The organism is Pseudoalteromonas galatheae, from assembly GCF_005886105.2.
GTDB lineage: Bacteria > Pseudomonadota > Gammaproteobacteria > Enterobacterales > Alteromonadaceae > Pseudoalteromonas > Pseudoalteromonas galatheae.
Genome location: NZ_PNCO02000001.1, coordinates 3,715,828 through 3,736,699 on the forward strand (window position 1 = coordinate 3,715,828; position 20,872 = coordinate 3,736,699).

The window sequence follows — 20,872 nt, forward strand, 5'->3', positions numbered from 1 at the left end:
ACGACTTGCTACCAACAATTGGGGGCCAAACGATAAAAAGTAGAATGTTAAGATAAATGGTGAATTAGCGTGATAAACGGTTTAAGAACACTAAACGGGAGCAAGCTTGGGACCAGCTCGCTCCCACAGCCTATTCAGACGCAGACGTTTCCATTTCCGCGTCTATTTTTTCTGGCTTTTTGAGCTTAATTTCCCGATCTGCCGAGGCGATGGTTTCTTTACGGTGTGCAATGATCACGCGGGTAATTTTCAACCGTGATACGGCTTCATTGATATCCTCTTCCAAACCAGTATCAAGGTGGCTTGTCGCTTCATCCATAAACAGAATCTTAGGGTCTTTATACAGGGCACGTGCCAAGATGATCCGCTGCTTCTGGCCCCCAGATAAGCTCGAGCCCATGTCCCCAATCAAACTATCATAGCCCATAGGCATTTCGCTAATATCGTCATGAATGGCTGCAAGCTGGGCACAGTGCACCACTTTTTCCATATTAATCGGAGTATCAAAAAAGGCGATATTATCAGCCACTGTACCTGATAATAACTCATCGTCTTGCATTACCGCGGCGATTTGCTGACGGTATTGTCTCGCCCCAATTTGGCTAAGCGGCACACCATCCACAAATATATCTCCACTAGAGGGCTTATTCAGACCTAACATTAGTTTGAGCAACGTCGACTTACCACAACCAGAGGGCCCAGTAATTGCAACGGATTCACCCGCATTGATTGTCAAGTTAAGCTTGTCTATGACATTGGGGGTCGCATCTGAGTATGCAAAAGAGATGTTTTTCACCTCAATCTTGCCTTCAATATTCAGCTTGCGGTATTGATCTGGTTGCAACTCTTCTTTATCTGTCAAAGCGATATCGGCGATACGGTCAAAGTGCAAACCAAGCATCTTAAATTCAATCAGCTTTTCTATTAGGTTTGCAGTCTTATCCATAAACTGACGCTTATACGACATAAAAGCAAATAGCATACCGGTACTAAATCCACCAGCAATTACCAAATGTGCCGCCAAATAAACCACAATAATATTCTCGATACCGAATAACGCGCGGTTAATCGCATCATAGCCGATTTTAAAATTGCCCAAGCGGATATTGTGGTTAATTGCGCTAGCATAGCGATTTTGCCATTGTCCTTCCCGCTTTACCTCAGAGCCGAATAATTTAATCGTTTGGATCCCGCGCACTGTTTCCATAAAGTTAGAGTTTTCTTCTGCGCGAGCCATAATTTCCTGCTCACTGATATTGCGAAATGGCTTATACATAGCGATACGAATAATAGCGTAAGCGATAACGGCTACCAACACGACAGCCGATAGCATGGGGCTGTAAAAAAAGATCATCGCCAAGGTGATAATCGCCATTAAGCCATCAATAATCGCTTCAATGACACCAGTTGTAAGGAGCTGCTTTACCTGTTGTAGCGAACTGAAGCGAGAAACAACATCTCCCATGTGGCGCTTTTCAAAATAAGCGATGGGTAAACGCACTAAGTGATGAAATAAATTTGCACCTAATTGGATATTCATCTGATTACCAAAATGCAGCAAGGTGAAGCCTCGCAGTGCATTGGTGGCAATTTCAAACAATAGGACTAAAAAGAAACCAACTGCAAGCACGGTTAATAATGAGGTATCCCCTGTAAGTATGACATCATCTATAACGAGTTGGATATAATAAGGCGCTGCAAGCGTAAATACTTGTAGCAAAATGGAAAGCATAAAAATAAGTAGCAATGAACGTTTTAAGCCAGTAATACGACTCCAAAAATCGGAGAACTTCAAACTGGCCTTTCGCTCTTTCTTCTCAAACTCTTTGGTTGGCGTTAACTCAAGCGCCACTCCAGTAAAGTGCTTAGAAGCTTCTTCCATCGTAAAGGTCTTTTCGCCACCAGCTGGGTCGTGGATCACTATGCGCTTTTCGTTGGCCTTTTTAAGCACCACAAAATGATTCATGTCCCAATGCAAAATTGCCGGTGTTTGCAGCGCATCTAAATCCTCAAGTTCAATTCGCAGCGGTCTTGAGGTTAAGTGCAGCTTTTCAGCAAAGTGCATTATGTCGAGTAGCGTACAACCTTCAATTGAAATACTAAAACGCTGTCTTAAGCGTGTTAAGTCAGTATGGTAACCATGATATCCCGCAACCATGGCAAGGCTTGCAAGACCACACTCAGCTGCCTCTGATTGAATGATCACTGGTAAAGATTTCCGCGACCAAAACTCTAACTTATTGGCTGCGCCTTCGTGTTCCATTTCCATATCAACCCTTTTACTTCTTATAATTGGCCTTTGATGCTAAATACTGGGTCAAACAACCAGCGCAATAATGAGCGTTCTTCTACCACAATATCGGCATCAAGTGTCATTCCTGCTCTCAATGCGGTATCTTTACCGTATGCCTTAACCGCTTGCTCATCAAGTGCAACAACCACGCGATACGCAGGCTCCTTAATAATACCCGGCATATTAGTTTCCTCAGGTAAAATCACACTGTTACTGAGCTCTACAATTTTTCCTTTGTAAATGCCAAACTTTTCATAAGGAAAAGCGTGATAACGCAGTTTTGTCTCTTGTCCTTCTTTGATAAAACCAAAGGCCGAGGTTGGGATATAAACTATCGCTTGCATATCACTATGCTCGGGGATCAGGGTAAGTAAATGTTGACCCATAGAAACATTTTTACCTAACTTTGCCAGTAATCCTGTCACTACCCCTGACTGAGTCGCACGAACTTCACCAAGTCGCTCCTGCTCAATGGATGAGATTTGGATAAGCAGGTCAGCTTGTTGCGATTGCAGCTGAGAAATTCGGTTTTGGTGTTCTATGGGCAGTTTAGCCAATTGATTTTTGATGTTTTTAAGTTGCGATTCCAGTGCAATGCGTTCCGATCGGATGGAAGACGATTGCTGCTTTAGCGACAGCAAAGTATCTTTCTGGCGCTGCAACTCAAGCTCAGAGATGTATCCGGTGCCTTTTAGTGTTGCAATTTGCGATACTAAATCTTGATTAAGTAGTAGCCGCTCTTGGAACGTAGTGGCTTGACTCTCAAGTTCACTTAACTTTTCTTTTGCAGTGCTTTCTTGCTGCTGCAACTCCTCAATATCAAGTTGATATTGACCTCGCAATTGCTCTATTTGTTGTAATAGATTTTTTTGTTGGAACCGGTACTGATTAAGTAAAGCTTGATTTAATTCGGTGGCTTCGGTGCTATGTTTTGCAGATGCAATACGCAGCAACGGCTGCCCCGCAATCACCTCTTCACCTTCTTTAACCAACACCTCAGACACAACACCTTGTTGCATCGCTGCAACGCGCAGCAATCCGCCACTGGGTTCGATGACGCCAGATACTCTTTCCTTTCTGGTATAGCTACCACTAGATAGAAACACGATGCTTAAAACCACAACCACTAGAATAAGTAACCCTAACGTTTTAAATACAGGCGGTTGGATCAAGCTAATTGTGCCCTCTAAGCGGTGCTGCTTATGCTCTAACACCTCACGGCGAAATAAATTTTCCATAGCACTTATTGGGTAATATTATTGTTAATATTTTTTTATTGAAAATACAATGTACCACGGGTAGTAACAGAAAGGAATGAAATAAGGCAAGTCATACTTGCCTTATTTCTATTCTAAGAAGTGTTATACTATCTCTATGATAATAAATATAAAATCAGCTTATTGCTTTTTAATTGGACGCTGCCAACCATCTAAATTTCGCTGCTTTCCACGCGCAACTGCTAGTTGTTCATCTTTAACACTTGAAGTAATCACAGAGCCTGCACCAACCGTTGCTGTGCTACCAATTTCAACTGGTGCAACTAGCGAAGAATTTGAGCCAATAAACGCGTTATCGCCAATAATAGTTTTAGACTTATTCACCCCATCGTAGTTACAAGTAATAGTCCCTGCACCAATATTCACTTTTTCACCAATTTCAGCATCCCCAAGATAGGTTAAGTGATTAGCTTTAGAACCTTTACCAAGGCGAGATTTCTTCATCTCGACAAAGTTACCAATATGAGAGTCTTCTTCCATGATCGCACCAGGGCGCAAACGAGCAAAAGGGCCTAAAGTACATTTATCAGCGACTGACGCATCCTCAATAAGAGTATTGGCTTTAATCACTACACCATTACCGATTTTACAATTTTTGAGTACACAGTTAGGACCAATGACGACATCATCGCCAATTTCAACATGACCTTCAAATATCACGTTAACATCAATCTGAACATCTTCGCCGGTTGTTACCTGTCCACGCACATCAATACGAGCAGGGTCAGCTAGACTTGCACCGTTAATCATCAGGGCTTCTGCTTGCCAAGCCTGATAAGCACGCTCTAAGGCAGCAAGTTGTACGCGGTTATTCGCACCTTCAACTTCCATCTTATCGTCTGGTTGTGCTGAGGTAATTTCTATTCCCTCATCGTGTGCCATTGCAACGATGTCAGTGAGGTAATATTCGCCCTGTGCATTCTCGTTTGATAGCTGCCCCAACCACTTTTTCAAAAGCTTACCATTAGCAGCCATAATGCCGGTGTTGATTTCAGTAATGGCGAGCTGTTCATCAGAAGCATCTTTTTGTTCGACGATGCCCACTAATTTACCATTTTCCCGTAGCATACGGCCGTAACCCGCTGGGTTTGCTAAATCAACAGTGAGTACAGCAAGGCCGTCATCTGGCGTCACATCCAGCAAACGCTGTAACGTACTCTTTTTTGTCAGTGGTACATCACCATAGAGGACTAACACTTTATCATCGTCGCCGATATGCTCTTTCGCAACCGCTACCGCGTGACCTGTACCTAACTGCTCTGCTTGATGAACCCAGTTTACTTCATTATGTGCCAAGGCAGCTTGTAGTTGCTGCGCTCCATGTCCGAATACTAAATTGGTCGATTGCGCCCCAAGAGACACAGCATTATCGATGACATGTTGAACCATCGGCTTTCCAGCAATAAGATGAAGTACCTTTGGTAGTTTAGAGCGCATGCGCGTGCCTTTACCCGCAGCTAAAATAATTGTATTTAATGGCATCTATGATGAATCCTTTTTTATTTGCTATCCCCTACACATATCACACACTTTAAGACTGCCACTCCATGTGCCCAGCCAAACTTACTCGCAGTGTATAATTTGCTTCAGAAATGATTGCGAATATTTTAACTAAATTTACCTCAATTGATAGTCATAAGCTGAATGTTCACCAAAAGCGGCTGCTCGCACATAAGAAATTACTAAAGTGATATAACTAAGGTACCGTTACTTATCACAATGACGCTTAGTGCACCGTTAGCTCTTACTGCAATATCTCTAGCTCAATACGCTATTTTCTCCTAACGCCTCAACTAACTTCTTTACATTCAAGACTTCACTTTGACAGTTGTACGAGAGCAATAAAAAGCAAAAATACAGCGAAAAACTCACTGGAAAGTTCTAATTAAACTCTTTTGTAAGATAACAAAGCTTATAAAACAAAAGCTTATACCAGAACCTTATATACAAATCATAACTTTCTAATAATCAATTTTTGAAAAAACCTTGCTAACTTAAGAATCAAGTTACGGGGTACAGCAACTCCTCACTTAACAAGCTAAGAAATAAAAATTTATAAGCTCTACACAACAATAAATAATTAACAAGGATAAGAAAATGAAACTTACGGTTACTAAAAAAAATATCAAAAACCTAAGCCAAGACAGCAAACGTCTTCCTGTGAATATGACTAAATTAATCAACGGCGGCACCATAACAAAGTTACCAGGCGATAGCTCAGACACTACCGTTACATTGCAATCAGCTCAAATACGCTAACGATAAACTCAATAACAACATTCAATAAAAACAACAAAATACATAGGACACGACCATGAAACTAGCAATCACAAAGAAACGCATCAAAAACTTAAGCCAAGACAACAAGTGCCTTCCTGTCAATATGACTAAGTTAATCAACGGCGGCACCATAACAAAATTGCCAGGCGATAGCTCAGATACAACGGTTACGTTGCCATCAGCTCAAATTCACTAATGTAGGACATTGACAGAGCAAACCTATCACTTAAGTGCTAGGGGTACTCGTTGTAGAGAATACAACCATAAAACAGGCGTTAATTAACAGCACAAAGGCCAAAGCCTAAACAACAAACGTTTACCAGCTGGTATGACTCGACTCATTAATAGTGGTGTAACGTCAATACATTTTTTGAAAACAACGCTTTCGAGGCGCGATAACTCACAGCAGCCAGTGATCCGCACCATCAAGCGTAAACACAATATATTTTCAAATAGCGGAGCATCACGCATGAGTTTAGTAAGCATGACACCGGCAACAGCAGGGATTTACAATCAGACCGTGTTTAATGAGATGATTAACGAGATAAACAACGTAAAAAATGAAGTTGAATTTCGCAGTCTAGTCACAAAGCTACAAGCGATGTCAGCACCTAGCTTTTTAGCATTCATCGCTTTTGAGCACACAACACCAACATCTGTTGAATGCAAACTATATGGCAATCCGCCCAGTGCAATAAACCAACTACTGCTCAGCGAAGAGATACATGAATACTGTCACAATGAGTCCTCTCCCATTTCACTGAGTCAGTTTGGCAGCTTATATCCTCAGCATTTATATCTATTACCTGTACATGCTGGACACAATGAACACGGTGCATTTCTTTTACAAATTCAAGACCCTCATGACGTTGAGCACCTTTGCTGGTATTGGTCGTCCATTGCTACATATCTCATACACGCTTATATCAAGCTAGCTAAACAACGCCTTGTTGCTATCACCAAACGCGAGCGAGACTGTTTACTTTGGGCCTGTGAAGGAAAGACTTCATGGGAAATTAGTCAAATATTGGGAGTCTCTGAACGTACCGTAAATTTCCATCTATCCAATTGTATTGAAAAGACTAATAGCTCAAACCGACTTCAAGCTATCGCGAAGTGCGTCGTGACAAACATCATTTAAATTTTAAAGGAAATAAAATGCGATCTCTCAAATATCTAAAATTGTTTGCGGCCACTTTAGCGCTGACAGCGTGTAATACAAACCAAAAGCCGCTACCTGTTGTAAAAGTGAATAAAACACTACACGCGGAGTCAATGGAGTCTTATCAAAACCTGTATGCTTCGCCTTTCAAAGATCTGGGACCTTATCATGAGATTGATACGATAGATTTTAAGACTCCTGAAGAAAAGAAGCCTGTAGAGGACAGCATATTCAAATTATCTTATTCTGGGTTTGATAAAACTCAAGGTTACAATTATCAAGACCACTTATATCCGACCGCTTTAAACAGCCAATCACGTAATACGATTACTTGGTTAGGCCATGCAAGCTTTTTAATCCAAGACGGAAGTGGTAATAGCTTTTTGACTGACCCTGTATTTGGTGAGTTTGATGGCATGGTGGGCACTGTTGGAACCATGCTTTTTGACGAATTAAAGCGTTTAGGGCCACCGCCAGTAGAGCCAAAAGCACTTTCTTTTGTTGATAGTGTATTGATCTCTCACGACCATTACGACCATTTCTCCAATGAAACTCTGTCAGAGTTAGGAAGTGACTTAGATATATTTTTACCTATCGGTATGCAGCATGAGCTTGATGGCACATTTAACAGCGTATTCGCGCTTGATTGGTATACCGAGGTTGAATATAAGAAAAACAAAATCCAATTTGTGCCAGCACACCACTACTCCAACCGAAGTATATTCGACCAAAATGAAAGCTTATGGGGTGGCTGGATCATCAATACAGGCCAGTTAAAAATTTACTTTGCGGGTGATACAGGCTACAGCCCAATATTCAAAGATATACATAGTAAACATGGTGACATTGATATATGTATGATGCCGATAACAGCCTATGGTAAACACTTTAGAAGCGTGCACCTATCACCAGAAGATGCATTAAAAGCAGCGCTAGATCTGCATTGTAAAATATTTATTCCTTGGGGATATGGGACATGGCAGCTTGGCTTTGAACATGTTAATGAGCCACTGCGAAGACTTGCCTATGCAGCTAAGGAGTTAAAGCCAAACTTTAAAGTACGTGTGCTAGGTATTGGAGAGTCTTTTAAGTTCACAGAATTACTTTAACCTTTTTCCTAACTTGTTGTTAAGCGCTCTACAAGCAGCACCCGTGTCCGCTGCTTGCTCAAGAGCGCTTTTTTATATTTTGGCATAGCTAAACCTCTTCAATTTTCTCTATATGAACTCACATTGAGTCCGCAAATGGCATCCATATCGCCAAACAAAAGGACTGAATAATGCTGTGCATAAGTAACTATCACACATGAAGTATTGAACAACCTAAGCTTCTGATAATTAAAACCTTGTAGCAGTCCTTAATCATGCTTGGTGAACGTGCTCACACACCAATAATCAGCTCCTGACAATTAATGCTTCAAATTAGTGAGGATGTTGGCACATTGAAAGTCACATAACGCTTGAATGAAGCTTATCTAGACATAGGTTATGTAAAGTCACAGATATACATTAGCCAATTCGAAAGCTATATCTCATAAAAGAGTTTAAAAATACGCTAAAAATCCTTCATAGCAGACGTGGTGATTAAAATCAATTACAGCCAAAATAATACTCTTTTCTTTTTATTATCGGTATTGAATACCAACGCCAAACTCATTCTGCTTGAGATAGTGAACCGCATCAATAAGTAGGTGGCGCTATAGATATTCATGTTTCAGATGCTCGCTCTTGAAGCTCAAGCACTTTTGTAGAGAAGTATACGTATTCACCTTCCTTTCGCAGCACAGTAGCAATATAGCGCTCAACCAAAACCAAGGCGGGCAAGTTTTTAGTATTTACCCTTTGTACTTAAGAGCTTATAACTTTACTGCTTATTCTACTATCATGTGGAATCGCGTCACTCAGACAACACAACTACGCAAGCCAAACACATACTGCTCCCCGGAAACATAAACCTCAAAAAGCGACAGACCTTAACAAATCATAGCCTCCACTAACATACTTATGAAAAATCCATTTCACAACCATTTCCACGATAATAAACAAGGCTAATCCATTGTTTTTATTGCTTATTAAATTAAATTCAGGAATTTGCAATGTTGCTTGTTTAGCGCCACTATACTTCCATCAATGCTCATTAATTGCGGAAATAACATGACTAATAACAACATAGAAAATACGTTTGCAGATATTTTGAGTTTTAAACCCCTGATAGATAAAGCTGGAAACTTACACTCACCCGCTAAAATCGAAGAGTGGCTGATGGAGATAGGAACGACTATTCGGTGTGATTCAATTCATTTAATTGGCTTTAAGCCACTCTCACCAACGGCTTATCAACATCATGTGATTGGACCGAACCACCTCATTATGGAAGATACCCTTAATTTAGATGCTGCTTATGAAAATTGTAAAGAGAGCCACACCCCCTACGCGATGAAAGTGAAAGGCAGTGAGTATGGCTTGATGGTCCCGCTTCGCGGAGTCAGCGGTATTGTAGGGTGTGTGCTTATCACCAGCGATAGTTACATAGACTCACGCCAACAAGAGTGGCATTGGAGTATTTTGGGGCTTCACTTATTACAAGCTTTAAAGCGCAGCTTCTCCAAAGACAAAATAAAGATCACCAAACGTGAACGCGATTGTATTCTTTGGGCATCAGAAGGAAAAACATCGTGGGAGATTAGCCAAATACTCGGGATTTCGGAACGTACTGTCAATTTTCACCTAAATAACTGCATTGAAAAAACCAATAGTGCAAATCGACAGCAAGCCATCGTAAAGTACCTGTTCAATCACACCCTGTAATCCATTATATGATTTTATATCCTATACAAAGCCACAAATCGACCCCAAACATGTGAGCAATAAACCTAGTTCACATGTCTAAGGTCGAGCTATAATTCTTAAGTTCACAAATCTAACAAAATACCCTTCCTCAAATTCAGCACTTAGTCATATGTAATATTAGAGTAGTTTGTCTTGTAACGCTTGAACGGGCTTTAGAAATAGAAGAAGAGCCTACAGGCTCTTACTTAAGAAAGGAGGGGGGCTGCAGAATGTTTTAGCGGATATTAATTGGACAGTCACTGATATGTGACGTCACCACTGTCCAGCTGTAGTCGGATGCAACCTGCTCTTTTATACCACCTGCAACAAGCATTGTTTGCTGTGCTTTGATCCCAGAACTAGAAGCAGAAAGTGTTTTCATTTCACGTTTTTTTAGTTTAATTTTCATTATGTTACCCTGTTGTTATGTTGTGTGTGAGTTAAATATAAACAACTAATTCACCGTCAACAAGCTGCTAGATCTGGCAGGGTAAGAACGAATATTAATAAGGTTGGCATCCCTGCCAAGAACGAAAAAATAAATCGATATGTACACGTCATTGTGTACTTTCATTAGGCATTTTATCTGCCTAGATTTTGCCTCCGAGCAACCCTTAGCGTTTGAGTAAGGTTGGCATCCCTGCCAAGAACGAAAAAATAAATCGGTATGTACACGTCAGTGTGTACTTTCATTAGGCATCTTATCTGCCAAGTCCTCGCCTCCAAGCGATCCTTACTGTTTGAGTAAGGCTGGCATCCCTGCCAGAGAACGAAAAATAAATATCATCATGCTGTTCATTTCTTAAACAACAGCAAAATTGCATAGAAAGCGGTTCAAAATATGACTTCCTTGTCATTACTAACTTTCACTCTGTATTATTTTTACTGTTAGTGAGCCAAACTTAGTATCCATCCGATAGCCCTAGCAGACTTAACTTACTGCGACTTTACCGTCTCCTTTCAAGTCAATAAATCGCGTAAACTTGTCTTTAAAGGTGTTGCCCTCGTGCATAATCATAAGCACAGCTGCATTTTTGGTGTATTGCTCTATGAGCCCCAAAATACTTTCTTTGCTCTGATCATCAATGTTAGCCAGCGGTTCATCTAATACATAGATATTTGCAGGTTTTAGTAAGCAAGCGGCAATTTGGCATTTCTTCTTTTGACCTTCAGACAGGTCGTCATAATTAATATCCAAACACTCTTGCAGTCCCAACTCCTTGATTAGCGCCTCCGCACGTATTGAGCTATTCCATTTCAAGCTTAGGGTATTGAAGTTTTCCTTCACCGTGCCTGGCAAAAATTGGAACGGGTAAAGCGCGGAACTCATTTCTTTGTTTTGTGCGAGGGTGATCCGACCTTGCTGTGGTTGATAAAAGCCCGCCAACAAATTCAAAAACGTGCTTTTTCCTACCCCATTACCGCCAGATATCAAGATCTTATCTTCATGATTCACATTAAAAGATACGTCTTTAAGGATCTGTTTATCACCATAACTAAATCCAACATTGTGTAGCTCAAGCTCATTGTGCTCTGCAGTACCAGTGGAGACTTGGGGCAGCTCAACCGTCTGAGTAAATACACGATAACGCTCAAGGAGCCCGTTTAACGCTGCTATTTGAGGGATCACTGCTGACAGTTGCTGTACCGCACCAACGATCATGCCGAATGCTCGAGTTAGCGCGAACAAGGAACCTATCGTAAACACACCTAATATCACTTGAATACCTGCCGCAATCAAAACAGACAGCTCGGCATAACTTAAAAACACGCTGCTGATAGATTGATACATGGCAGCTATTTTGGTGTTTTTATATCTTGCATCCAAAGGCTCTGCGATACCCTCTTCAATACGGTGCTGCGCTTGATTGATTAGACTATGAGTTTTTACATACTTAAAGCTATCAATGGCTTTATTTAAAATGGATTTGAATTGCGCTTCCGTCTCATGCAAACGCTCTGTACAGTTTGAAATCCTGCCACTAAAACGGTGTGCTAAAAAGTATAAGAACGGTACTATCACAACTAGCGCCAGGGTAATTTCCCAGCTCAACCAAATCGCGACACTTAATCCAATAACACTAACTAAAGCCCCTGATATCAAGCCTGTACACACATCAACGACTCCGCTCAGCTGACGTGCCTCATCATGCAAACGAGAAGTAAAGTACCCACGACCTTTCTCAGCAATTTCTGCATACGGTTTATTGTAGATAGACTCAGCCATTTCAACAGTAAGATATTGATGTACATCATTTTTTATTTTTTGTGAGGTTAGCGCAGTATAATAGATTAGCGCTCTACCAAACGTCGCAATGAATGTCACACCTACAGCCAAATAAATAAATGTTTGTACATCACCCTCACTAAGCGCATCTATTAAGAATTTCATTGCCAATGGGTCTACCGCTGAAAACATTACTGCTTGAATAGCAGTTAAGAAAAACAGTAAACCAAGTTTCTTGCGATGTGGCTTCAAGATATCTTTAGCTGTGCTAAGGTTTTCTTTTGAAATAATCATAACAATCAATTCCTTAGTGAGGCGGCCTAAGCCGCCAACCTCATTAGATATCAAACAATGGGCGAGATTTATTATTTAACACTCGGTCAAAGACAATCCCAACGCCCGAAGAACCCATAGCAAGATCAGTCGACAGCCTAATCAAGGTGCGCCCTGGGAATAACTCTCCTTCATCGCGTGAAATTGAAAACAGTGCCGAACGCGCTAATATATGAAATGCACTTTCCTTATACTGCAGCTCTTGGGTAACCTGATACATATCGAATAAAAAGTCAGCGATCCCCACCGAACCAGAGAATAATCCCTGCTGAGCTGCATAAAGCGAGTATGAGCTCAATGCAATTTTACGGGCAATATTCAAATAGTATTCGTCTTCAGTTGCTTGATATAAGCGCAGTACCACCGAACCAATACCCGAGGATCCATTTTCGATGTACGGCAGTACCATTTGACTACTCTCGGAGTCGCCCCATTGATAATGTCCCTCAGGTTTTAGCCCCACATTCAGGTCGAATTGCAGCGCCAATCTAGCTTCTTCTAAATAGCTCTCTTGATCCGTCACGTTAAACAGTTGGATTAAAAACAACGCGATACCTGTGCTACCGTACATGAAGCCAACGCCATCACTGTCCTCTACACTTGACGCATACTTATATCCACCACGCTCAAAAGTTCTTCTATTTCTTAGTAACTGCGCCGCTTCAATAGCCTGCTGTAAGTCGCTTGCTCGCTGTGTATTCTGATACAACTTAATAAAGCCATGCCCTATTCCTGCCAAACCGTGGGCAAAGTTACTCGCTTGTAATTCATGCGGTACAGCCATGGATTTAGTCAGTAATTCACGTGCAACATCGTAGTTACCCAACTCTAGTTGGGTCAGTGCCATACCGGCATATCCAACCAATAGACCAGGAGATGCTTCCTGCTCGTTAAAACCCTGCTCTAACTCTGCTGCAAGACCTGTTGGAATACTATGTTCGGAACGGGCGAGTAATAGCGCAGGTCCTGAATAACCGTAGGCGAGTGAACTCATATGAGTATCAAATGCTTGGAAATCCACTGGTAGATAAAAATTATGACCTTTTCGCTCGATACCACTTCTCAGTAGTCGGGTTATGTTATTCAGTGAGCGCTGTAGTGTATTTTCAATTTCACTAAAGTCTGCCGATATCTTAGGAAGCGCTTCTATTCTTTCTATTTTCTCTGCTACTTCGTCTGATAATGTAATGTTGTCCAACTCATGTAAAAGCACCTTAGCTTCATCAACTAAGCCCTTAGATAGACGGTCTACAATCTCAATCACATGCTTAGGTAATCCGCTATCTTGTACCAACCTCTCTAGCAGCGACCATTTGAACTCAGCATTCATTTCAAAGGCTTGCTGAATAGGAAGCAACATACTGTACAACACCATGGATAAACCATACCAGTCCCCCTTAAAAGTTGCGCCTTCTTTAATCAAGTTCGATTGCTCGGTAAAACCGGGGGTTGCTAAAATCGGAATGCTGTCTCTATGTTCATTCGCTGTATCTAATTTAAACGAACCTTCAAAGTCGATAAATTTGATGCGTTTATTGTCACTATCAACAATGATGTTGTTTGGTGAAATATCTGCCAATACAATACCTTGGCTATGAGCATATGAAATGGCTTCAATGCACGCCTTGGTGATCCAAGTAAACTGTTGTTTAAACTTTTCTGCCGTCGCCAAGTTGCCTGTAAATGGGATCAAAGTGACTTCTTCTTTTGCCCTAAATGAGCGTATTGCTTCTCCTTGTACAAACTCTTCAACTAAGAAGGAGTGTTCCCATTCGGTGAAACAATCGACGGGTTTAGGGAAGTAGTCACTACCTTGCAACGCCTCAAGTATTTTAAATTCATTGTTTAATACCGTGTCAGCATATATCGACTTTGCATTGAGCGAGGAGAATTGCACATAAGGACGTGCCTCTTTAACTACTACAGTTTCGCCCGTTGCTAAATCTGTCGCTTTATACACACCACCACTGTTCGAGAAGGAAAAAGCTTCTGATATTTGATATCTACCAGCCAACGGCTTAATTTCAGAATCATCCTCGCTGAGGGCTTCATCGTTGAACGGCTCATCAATCCAGCTAGGCAATGAGTAAAACGCTTCTCGCTCATCTTTCACCAAAGTACCGTCCGGTTGGATCAAGCACGCATCCGCAGTTCCATCGGGCTTAGGCCTTGGGATCAACTTGTAACCACCATAACGATAGTGCACGACTTTGCTATCTTTATATCGCTTGTCAGAGAGAATGTATGGGCCGTTGTTGTCTTTCGTCGCCAGATACAGGTCATGGATCATGGCCTTAAACGAATCGAAGTTCACGGGGTAAATTGTGATCAGCTTGCCAGAGCCGCTGCGACCGGTTGATTTAGATGCCATTTGGTTGGCTAAGTCTTTACGACAAATAACTTTGAATGCGGCTTTATAATCCATGCATACCTGTACGGTTTTACGGATCACTTCAATGGCTTCTTCCTCCGTGGCCGATACATGAATTTTGAACCCTTGCAGCGGAATTTCCACGTCAAGTGGTGCAGCGGCCAGCCAGATATTGTGCCTTTTTACTGTCCAATCTTTCGAAAGCAAACTAGTTATAACTTCACTGTATTCCTTATCAGCACCTAACTCTGACGGTAGCGAGAAGAAGTCCTTATCGCCAAAGGTGTACAAATTATCCAACATATTTTCGTTCTCATTTTTTTAATTTGTTTTAGAAAAAGTTGCCAAGGACGACGCGACAAATCATTTGGCGCGTCGCTGGCTCTCAGGAGATATACTGCGGCTTATAGCGCAGCCCTCCTGAGCAAACATTACGGCTGAACGTTTGCAGCTTGTGCAGCTAGCGTGCGGCAAATACCACTTAGCGTTGACCAGCTTTGAACGTCTGCTTCAGATGTCGATGTCATTTCTTGTAGTTTTAATACGTTGTTCATGTTTTTATCCTGTTAACTGTGTGTCGTGTCGATTACGGCTGAACGTTTGCAGCTTGTGCAGCTAGCGTGCGGCAAATACCACTTAGCGTTGACCAGCTTTGAACGTCTGCTTCAGATGTCGATGTCATTTCTTGTAGTTTTAATACGTTATTCATGTTTTTATCCTGTTAACTGTGAGTCGTGTCGATTACGGCTGAACGTTTGCAGCTTGTGCAGCTAGCGTGCGGCAAATACCACTTAGCGTTGACCAGCTTTGAACGTCTGCTTCCAGAAGTCGATGTCATTTCTTGTAGTTTTAATACGTTATTCATGTTTTTATCCTGTTAGCTGTGATGCGTGTCGATTACGGCTGAACGTTTGCAGCTTGTGCAGCTAGCGTGCGGCAAATACCACTTAGCGTTGACCAGCTTTGAACGTCTGCTTCAGATGTCGATGTCATTTCTTGTAGTTTTAGTACGTTGTTCATGTTTTTATCCTGTTAACTGTGATGCGTGTCGATTACGGCTGAACGTTTGCAGCTTGTGCAGCTAGCGTGCGGCAAATACCACTTAGCGTTGACCAGCTTTGAACGTCTGCTTCAGAAGTCGATGTCATTTCTTGTAGTTTTAATACGTTATTCATGTTTTTATCCTGTTAACTGTGAGTCGTGTCGATTACGGCTGAACGTTTGCAGCTTGTGCAGCTAGCGTGCGGCAAATGCCACTTAGCGTTGACCAGCTTTGAACGTCTGCTCCAGAAGTCGATGTCATTTCTTGTAGTTTTAGTACGTTGTTCATGTTTTTATCCTGTTAACTGTGAGTCGTGTCGATTACGGCTGAACGTTTGCAGCTTGTGCAGCTAGCGTGCGGCAAATACCACTTAGCGTTGACCAGCTTTGAACGTCTGCTTCAGAAGTCGATGTCATTTCTTGTAGTTTTAATACGTTATTCATGTTTTTTATCCTGTTAACTGTGAGTCGTGTCGATTACGGCTGAACGTTTGCAGCTTGTGCAGCTAGCGTGCGGCAAATGCCACTTAGCGTTGACCAGCTTTGAACGTCTGCTTCAGAAGTCGATGTCATTTCTTGTAGTTTTAATACGTTATTCATGTTTTTCTCCAAAGTATTGAATGTTTAGTTAAGTTACTGTTTGGCAAATTACGCTGTGAATACTCCAAAGGTTATCTTCTGGCTTATTGCTTTGCGGTAATTGCTGTAATTTCAAAATATTGTTCATTTTCGTTCTCTATATTCCATTTTAGTTTTTTCGTTTGTTGCTAAACATGATGACAAAACCTAATTTTTATTAAACTGTAAGAATTGACATGTTTTGTTTTTAAACGTCTTTCTTACCACCTGTGCTTAGCGAGCAAAATCATATTATTAAAAAACCAAAAATCGAGTAACTGTTATTTCTTACAGAGAAAATAAAAAAATAAAAAACCTGTCAAAAACAACAGGAAGATATATAAAAACATTAAAATAGAATAAACAAAAAAGGAGAATGAAATGAAAAAACATATAAAAGCAATATTAATATTGGCAATAACTTTATCTGGATGTTCAAACACATCAAATATAAGAAGTAATGAATTAAATAAATACAAACCTGAATTTATTAAAAAAGAGTTAAGTAACGGGTTAACGGTAATAGCGCACCAAGATAGCCGAGCGCCATTGGTAACCGTAAATCTTTGGTACAAGGTGGGTGCAAAAGATGAGCAAGCAAAACAGAGTGGTTTTGCCCACTTGTTTGAACATTTAATGTTTACGGGATCTAAGCATGCTCCAGATAATCACTTCACCGCTATGCAAAGTTTAGGAGCGCAAGAAGTGAATGGCACAACCAATCACGATCGCACTCGTTATTTTCAGACTATCCCAAAAGGTGCTTTAGATTACACGTTATGGCTAGAAGCCCATAGGATGCAGCACTTAACTCAAGCACTCGACAACACAAAGCTCGAGGCTGAAAAGCAAGTCGTGCAAAAAGAGTATCAGCAACGATATAGCAATCCTTTTAATGTCATGATGCAAACAATGGCACAAGCAGCGTACCCAAGTTCACATCCTTATCATTTACCACCCATCGGTAATATCGACGATGTTAAAACCGCTTCGTTGGATACAGTAACTCAATGGTTTAAGCAATATTATAAGCCCAATAACGCAGTGCTTGTGTTGTCCGGAGATCTCGATCCTATCCATGCCATCGAAAAGGTTGAGGCACATTTTAGCGCCATCTCAGCTGGACCTATCCCTATTAGCTACCAGCAATTGGCCGTTCCAAGTGTTGCTAAAAAACACCTTGTAACCACACATACACTGGATACACGCCAGCTACTTTTTTCTTGGCATGTGCCAGGCCGGAATACGCGTTATAACGAAACGTTTAACTTACTGGCAAAAGTGTTAAATAATCCAGATAGTAGCTACCTTCACCAAAAGCTTGTAGAAGAGCTTAAGCTTGCTCATTCTATTTCGTTTATGCACACCGAGCGCCAACTCTCAAGCCAGTTTGTCATAGCTGCAGAGTTGGCACCAAATATCACGACACAGCAATTAGAAAAAGCGCTGTTTGAAGCGCTCACAGCGTTGCAAAGTGAGCAAGATATGGCTGACGCATTAGCGAGAGCGGCTGAAGAATATGCCATTGAAGTTGCCAAACAGAGCGATATGATAAGCGGACAGTCTGGCAGAGCACACTTACTTGCTGCGGGTGAAGTTTACTATAACGATCCGCATTACTATTTTACTCGACAGCAAAAGCATCAAAATCTGACATGGCATGATCTCGTTGACGCAACACAAACTTGGTTGCAGCCGTCAAAAGCACTCACGATTTCTTACCTACCTGAACAATTAACGATACCAACCACCGAGTTGATAACAACTCCACCAGCAATTATCGAAACACCAGCACCAGCGCTACAATCGTTACACTCAAAAAATATTGGTGACAAGCAACTTGTGCACCTTGAACAGCCAAGCGATACAGAGTTTGCTCTAACTCTATCATCGAATATTGGATTTCTAAACGAGCCAACTCAGTTGCAGGGTATAACCGCGATATTAGCCAAAGCACTAAAAGCAAATGCGCTAACACAAGGCATAAACTTGAATACAAATCGCCATGCCCACACTACACATTTCAGTGTTGTTGCTCCCAATCAGCATAAAAATAAAGTGATGCAGTACCTTTTAAATCTCAAAAGTGGCAAGGTCCAGCTCTCCAACTCTCAATTTAATGAAGCCAAACAACACGTGCTAAATTATCTCGCACGTCTACAAGGAGATATGGAGAGCACGGCACTCAATGAAATATCGAACGTATTGCTTTTTGATGCTACCTTAGCACCGCTATCCGGCTTCGGACGCGTAGAGGCGGTCAAAGAACTACAACTGAGCGATGCCAATAACTACCTTCGCTTACTTTTCAATGAGAGCTTATCCACGTATACCTCTGTGGGTAATGAGAACATCGATCAACAATTAGATTATATTGCACCACTTCATCAGCATAGAGCTGACACCAAGCAGTCTTTCATTACGCGTTTACTGACGGATCATCAGCACCCACACCCTGATATACATATCATCGATAGACCAGAGATGAAACAAACCCTTATTGTCGCGGCACATGTGTTAAGTAATGGCGTCAATCAAAAAGCGAGAACGGCAAACGCACTGCTTGGCAGTGGTCCAACATCACGATTAAACCAGCTGATTAGGAGCGAAAAGCAATGGTCTTATGGAGGAGTAACCAAGCTTACACCTCTCACAACCCAACACACCCTATTTACCTTGATGGCACCCGTTACACCTAATGCTATGGGCGCAGCGTTGACTGAACTAAAAGCGCTTCTACAATCCCCCCTCAGTAGCGAACTTACTCCAAACGAATTGGCTCAAAGCAAACGCCAGAGTAAGGTTAGATTCACTAACTTACTGAGCAATAAAGCTAATTTAAGTTCATTTTTAGCCCTATCTGCTGAGCTTAATACTTTAAATGAGTTGGTTGATTTTGATTCTACACTACGGGCTATCTCATTGCAGAGCACCTCTGAAGCGATGAAAACCTTAACCAATGCCACCAATACACAGTGGATACTGATCGGTGACCGAACCAAAATAGAGACTCAGCTAGCCGCAAACTTTGTAAATTCAAAAATATAATCTTTTGTTTTATAAGGCTCTTTTTAGAGCCTTATAAAATGCTGTCATTTCTACCAGTTATATACCCTAAGCACAAAAAGTAATCTTGTATCTCAGTTCATCATCATATGACATTGAAGGTAAATATGGATACCAAGATCGAAAAACCAAAGTCAAAGAAAAGATTGAAAGTCGCTATGGGCCTGTTCGGGACATCCACCGCGATGATAGCCCTGTACTCTATGCAAGCACTTTCAATCCCAAGTAGCACGCAATCAGTTCCCTTCAACAGTATCTCAATTAGTACCGTGAAACAGGGCTCATTTACCAATAACTTGCCGCTTAGAGGTCAAGTAGAGCCGCGTAAAACAATCTATCTTGATGTTAAATCTGGCGGTGTGATTGAAGAGGTTTTTGTTGAGCCAGGCACATCCGTAGAAGCGGGAACACCTATCGCGAGACTATCCAATACAGATCTACAGCTTCAGGTGATCAGTCGAGAAGCACAAGTTACTGAGCAATTGAATTTTTTGCGTAATACAGAAATGGAGATGGAAACAAGCCGTCTGAACATTAAACGCGACATTATCGAGCTGGAGTTTCAGGTAACGCAGTTGCAACGCAAACTGGCTCATACTGAAAAATTAGCAAAAAAAGGCCTAGTCTCTCGAGAAGAACTTACCGAGCGTCAAGATGAGTTAGTGTATTACAAAAAGCAATTAGCACTGTCTTTGGAGCGCCAAAAAGCTGATGAAAAAATTCGCTCCGTTCAGCGAGAGCAACTAGAGAGCGGCAAACAGATGCTTGAACGCAATTTAGAGTACGCCAGACTAAATTTAGAAAACTTAGTTATCAAATCCCCCACTTCGGGATATCTGAGTCAACTTGATGCCGAGATCGGAGAATCAAAAGTGTCAGGCTCTCGACTTGGGCAAATCGATTTACCCAATGACAATATCCTTTCAGTTCGAGTAGACGAATATTACTTAAACATCATCCAAAAAGGCATGCAAGCTAACATTGATGTGGCAGGTAAAAAGTACACAACACAGGTATCTAAAATAGATAGCCAAGTTGATAACTCCCAATTTTATATTGAAGTAGATATTCCCACTGGCGTTGAGAATATAAAACGAGGACAAACTTTGGACGTTGAGTTAGTGATTGGTGATGAAAATAAAAATGCGATGCTATTAAAAAGAGGCGCGTTTTTTTCTGACACTGGTGGAAATTGGGTTTTTGTTTTAAATGATGACAACACCGCAGAACGAAGAAAAATAAAAATATCAGGGAAAGATAAAAGCAACTTCCAGATTAAAGACGGATTAAGAAATGGTGAAAAAGTCATCACATCGAGTTATGCACATTTCAACAGCGCAGAAAAGTTAATATTAAAATAACAAATGGAATAAAGA

General features: G+C 41.3%; 21 protein-coding genes. 7 read left to right on the forward strand and 14 right to left on the reverse strand.

The genetic code is table 11. The features are described from left to right. Positions 1–130: 130 nt before the first annotated feature. The 3 genes from CWC29_RS16525 to glmU all read right to left on the reverse strand — a co-directional run bounded on the left by CWC29_RS16525 (position 131) and on the right by glmU (position 5,052). On the reverse strand, positions 131–2,269 hold the full coding sequence (locus CWC29_RS16525) for a peptidase domain-containing ABC transporter (RefSeq protein ID WP_128727200.1): 2,139 nt from the start codon (positions 2,267–2,269) through the stop codon (positions 131–133). 17 nt (positions 2,270–2,286) lie between these two features. After that, entirely contained in the window at positions 2,287–3,531 is a 1,245-nt protein-coding gene (locus CWC29_RS16530) for an HlyD family secretion protein (protein WP_128727199.1), read from the reverse strand. Between the two features lie 159 nt (positions 3,532–3,690). Then, positions 3,691–5,052 carry a bifunctional UDP-N-acetylglucosamine diphosphorylase/glucosamine-1-phosphate N-acetyltransferase GlmU gene (gene glmU, locus CWC29_RS16535; RefSeq protein WP_138524553.1) on the reverse strand — a complete coding sequence of 454 codons (1,362 nt, stop codon included), beginning with the start codon at positions 5,050–5,052 and terminating at the stop codon, positions 3,691–3,693. A 615-nt stretch (positions 5,053–5,667) separates the two neighbouring features. Here glmU and CWC29_RS16540 point away from each other — a divergent pair. The 5 genes from CWC29_RS16540 (at position 5,668) to CWC29_RS24140 (ending at position 9,819) form a co-directional block, all read left to right on the forward strand. Next, positions 5,668–5,829, forward strand: a complete 162-nt coding sequence (locus tag CWC29_RS16540; RefSeq protein ID WP_161568687.1) for a hypothetical protein — start codon at positions 5,668–5,670, stop codon at positions 5,827–5,829. 55 nt (positions 5,830–5,884) lie between these two features. Continuing rightward, positions 5,885–6,046, forward strand: a complete 162-nt coding sequence (locus CWC29_RS16545) for a hypothetical protein (RefSeq protein ID WP_161568686.1) — start codon at positions 5,885–5,887, stop codon at positions 6,044–6,046. A 273-nt stretch (positions 6,047–6,319) separates the two neighbouring features. Next, positions 6,320–6,991 (forward strand): helix-turn-helix transcriptional regulator, encoded by a 672-nt coding sequence (locus tag CWC29_RS24135; protein ID WP_128727197.1) that lies wholly within the window; start codon positions 6,320–6,322, stop codon positions 6,989–6,991. Between the two features lie 17 nt (positions 6,992–7,008). Then, a complete protein-coding gene (locus tag CWC29_RS16555) occupies positions 7,009–8,121 on the forward strand; it encodes an MBL fold metallo-hydrolase (RefSeq protein ID WP_138524555.1) in 1,113 nt (370 codons plus the stop codon). Positions 8,122–9,165: 1,044 nt separating this feature from the next. After that, the gene (locus CWC29_RS24140) at positions 9,166–9,819 is read left to right on the forward strand and encodes a helix-turn-helix transcriptional regulator (protein ID WP_275660212.1); all 654 of its coding nucleotides are present in this window, start codon (positions 9,166–9,168) and stop codon (positions 9,817–9,819) included. 256 nt (positions 9,820–10,075) lie between these two features. Here the strand turns inward: CWC29_RS24140 and CWC29_RS16565 are convergent, their stop codons facing one another. From CWC29_RS16565 to CWC29_RS23590, 11 genes are all read right to left on the reverse strand, one after another. Further along, complete coding sequence (locus CWC29_RS16565; protein ID WP_138524557.1) at positions 10,076–10,249, reverse strand: DUF1173 domain-containing protein; 174 nt, start codon at positions 10,247–10,249, stop codon at positions 10,076–10,078. 522 nt (positions 10,250–10,771) lie between these two features. Beyond that, positions 10,772–12,361, reverse strand: a complete 1,590-nt coding sequence (locus CWC29_RS16570) for an ATP-binding cassette domain-containing protein (protein WP_138524559.1) — start codon at positions 12,359–12,361, stop codon at positions 10,772–10,774. 43 nt (positions 12,362–12,404) lie between these two features. Beyond that, positions 12,405–15,074: a class III lanthionine synthetase LanKC gene (gene lanKC, locus CWC29_RS16575; RefSeq protein WP_138524561.1), complete on the reverse strand. Its 2,670-nt coding sequence runs from the start codon at positions 15,072–15,074 to the stop codon at positions 12,405–12,407. Positions 15,075–15,202: 128 nt separating this feature from the next. Continuing rightward, positions 15,203–15,325 carry a class III lanthipeptide gene (locus tag CWC29_RS23560; protein WP_193554547.1) on the reverse strand — a complete coding sequence of 41 codons (123 nt, stop codon included), beginning with the start codon at positions 15,323–15,325 and terminating at the stop codon, positions 15,203–15,205. A 32-nt stretch (positions 15,326–15,357) separates the two neighbouring features. Beyond that, a complete protein-coding gene (locus CWC29_RS23565) occupies positions 15,358–15,480 on the reverse strand; it encodes a class III lanthipeptide (protein ID WP_193554547.1) in 123 nt (40 codons plus the stop codon). Positions 15,481–15,492: 12 nt separating this feature from the next. Then, positions 15,493–15,636 (reverse strand): hypothetical protein, encoded by a 144-nt coding sequence (locus CWC29_RS16580; RefSeq protein ID WP_167815446.1) that lies wholly within the window; start codon positions 15,634–15,636, stop codon positions 15,493–15,495. A gap of 32 nt (positions 15,637–15,668) precedes the next feature. After that, positions 15,669–15,791: a class III lanthipeptide gene (locus CWC29_RS23570; RefSeq protein ID WP_193554547.1), complete on the reverse strand. Its 123-nt coding sequence runs from the start codon at positions 15,789–15,791 to the stop codon at positions 15,669–15,671. 32 nt (positions 15,792–15,823) lie between these two features. Next, positions 15,824–15,946 carry a class III lanthipeptide gene (locus CWC29_RS23575; RefSeq protein WP_193554547.1) on the reverse strand — a complete coding sequence of 41 codons (123 nt, stop codon included), beginning with the start codon at positions 15,944–15,946 and terminating at the stop codon, positions 15,824–15,826. Positions 15,947–15,978: 32 nt separating this feature from the next. After that, positions 15,979–16,101, reverse strand: a complete 123-nt coding sequence (locus tag CWC29_RS23580; RefSeq protein ID WP_209319060.1) for a class III lanthipeptide — start codon at positions 16,099–16,101, stop codon at positions 15,979–15,981. A gap of 32 nt (positions 16,102–16,133) precedes the next feature. Next, the gene (locus tag CWC29_RS23585; protein ID WP_193554547.1) at positions 16,134–16,256 is read right to left on the reverse strand and encodes a class III lanthipeptide; all 123 of its coding nucleotides are present in this window, start codon (positions 16,254–16,256) and stop codon (positions 16,134–16,136) included. Between the two features lie 33 nt (positions 16,257–16,289). Beyond that, a complete protein-coding gene (locus CWC29_RS23590; protein ID WP_193554547.1) occupies positions 16,290–16,412 on the reverse strand; it encodes a class III lanthipeptide in 123 nt (40 codons plus the stop codon). Between the two features lie 399 nt (positions 16,413–16,811). On the opposite strand from CWC29_RS23590, the gene CWC29_RS16585 reads away from it, so the two are divergent. Together CWC29_RS16585 and CWC29_RS16590 are read left to right on the forward strand one after the other, a co-directional pair. Then, positions 16,812–19,478 carry a M16 family metallopeptidase gene (locus tag CWC29_RS16585; RefSeq protein ID WP_138522605.1) on the forward strand — a complete coding sequence of 889 codons (2,667 nt, stop codon included), beginning with the start codon at positions 16,812–16,814 and terminating at the stop codon, positions 19,476–19,478. 125 nt (positions 19,479–19,603) lie between these two features. Next, the gene (locus CWC29_RS16590) at positions 19,604–20,857 is read left to right on the forward strand and encodes an efflux RND transporter periplasmic adaptor subunit (RefSeq protein WP_138522607.1); all 1,254 of its coding nucleotides are present in this window, start codon (positions 19,604–19,606) and stop codon (positions 20,855–20,857) included. Positions 20,858–20,872 lie beyond the last annotated feature (15 nt).

Bases quoted from the DNA above. Each gene is read 5' to 3' on its own strand.
- CWC29_RS24140 (WP_275660212.1), top strand. From the start codon at position 9,166: ATGACTAATAACAACATAGAAAATACGTTTGCAGATATTTTGAGTTTT.
- CWC29_RS23580 (WP_209319060.1), bottom strand. From the start codon at position 16,101: ATGAACAACGTACTAAAACTACAAGAAATGACATCGACTTCTGGAGCA.
- CWC29_RS23585 (WP_193554547.1), bottom strand. From the start codon at position 16,256: ATGAATAACGTATTAAAACTACAAGAAATGACATCGACTTCTGAAGCA.
- CWC29_RS23590 (WP_193554547.1), bottom strand. From the start codon at position 16,412: ATGAATAACGTATTAAAACTACAAGAAATGACATCGACTTCTGAAGCA.
- CWC29_RS16570 (WP_138524559.1), bottom strand. From the start codon at position 12,361: ATGATTATTTCAAAAGAAAACCTTAGCACAGCTAAAGATATCTTGAAG.
- CWC29_RS23560 (WP_193554547.1), bottom strand. From the start codon at position 15,325: ATGAACAACGTATTAAAACTACAAGAAATGACATCGACATCTGAAGCA.
- CWC29_RS16585 (WP_138522605.1), top strand. From the start codon at position 16,812: ATGAAAAAACATATAAAAGCAATATTAATATTGGCAATAACTTTATCT.
- CWC29_RS24135 (WP_128727197.1), top strand. From the start codon at position 6,320: ATGAGTTTAGTAAGCATGACACCGGCAACAGCAGGGATTTACAATCAG.
- CWC29_RS16565 (WP_138524557.1), bottom strand. From the start codon at position 10,249: ATGAAAATTAAACTAAAAAAACGTGAAATGAAAACACTTTCTGCTTCT.
- CWC29_RS23575 (WP_193554547.1), bottom strand. From the start codon at position 15,946: ATGAATAACGTATTAAAACTACAAGAAATGACATCGACTTCTGAAGCA.
- CWC29_RS16580 (WP_167815446.1), bottom strand. From the start codon at position 15,636: ATGAATAACGTATTAAAACTACAAGAAATGACATCGACTTCTGGAAGC.
- CWC29_RS16555 (WP_138524555.1), top strand. From the start codon at position 7,009: ATGCGATCTCTCAAATATCTAAAATTGTTTGCGGCCACTTTAGCGCTG.
- CWC29_RS16540 (WP_161568687.1), top strand. From the start codon at position 5,668: ATGAAACTTACGGTTACTAAAAAAAATATCAAAAACCTAAGCCAAGAC.
- lanKC (WP_138524561.1), bottom strand. From the start codon at position 15,074: ATGTTGGATAATTTGTACACCTTTGGCGATAAGGACTTCTTCTCGCTA.
- CWC29_RS16530 (WP_128727199.1), bottom strand. From the start codon at position 3,531: ATGGAAAATTTATTTCGCCGTGAGGTGTTAGAGCATAAGCAGCACCGC.
- CWC29_RS23565 (WP_193554547.1), bottom strand. From the start codon at position 15,480: ATGAATAACGTATTAAAACTACAAGAAATGACATCGACATCTGAAGCA.
- CWC29_RS23570 (WP_193554547.1), bottom strand. From the start codon at position 15,791: ATGAACAACGTACTAAAACTACAAGAAATGACATCGACATCTGAAGCA.
- CWC29_RS16525 (WP_128727200.1), bottom strand. From the start codon at position 2,269: ATGGAAATGGAACACGAAGGCGCAGCCAATAAGTTAGAGTTTTGGTCG.
- CWC29_RS16590 (WP_138522607.1), top strand. From the start codon at position 19,604: ATGGATACCAAGATCGAAAAACCAAAGTCAAAGAAAAGATTGAAAGTC.
- glmU (WP_138524553.1), bottom strand. From the start codon at position 5,052: ATGCCATTAAATACAATTATTTTAGCTGCGGGTAAAGGCACGCGCATG.
- CWC29_RS16545 (WP_161568686.1), top strand. From the start codon at position 5,885: ATGAAACTAGCAATCACAAAGAAACGCATCAAAAACTTAAGCCAAGAC.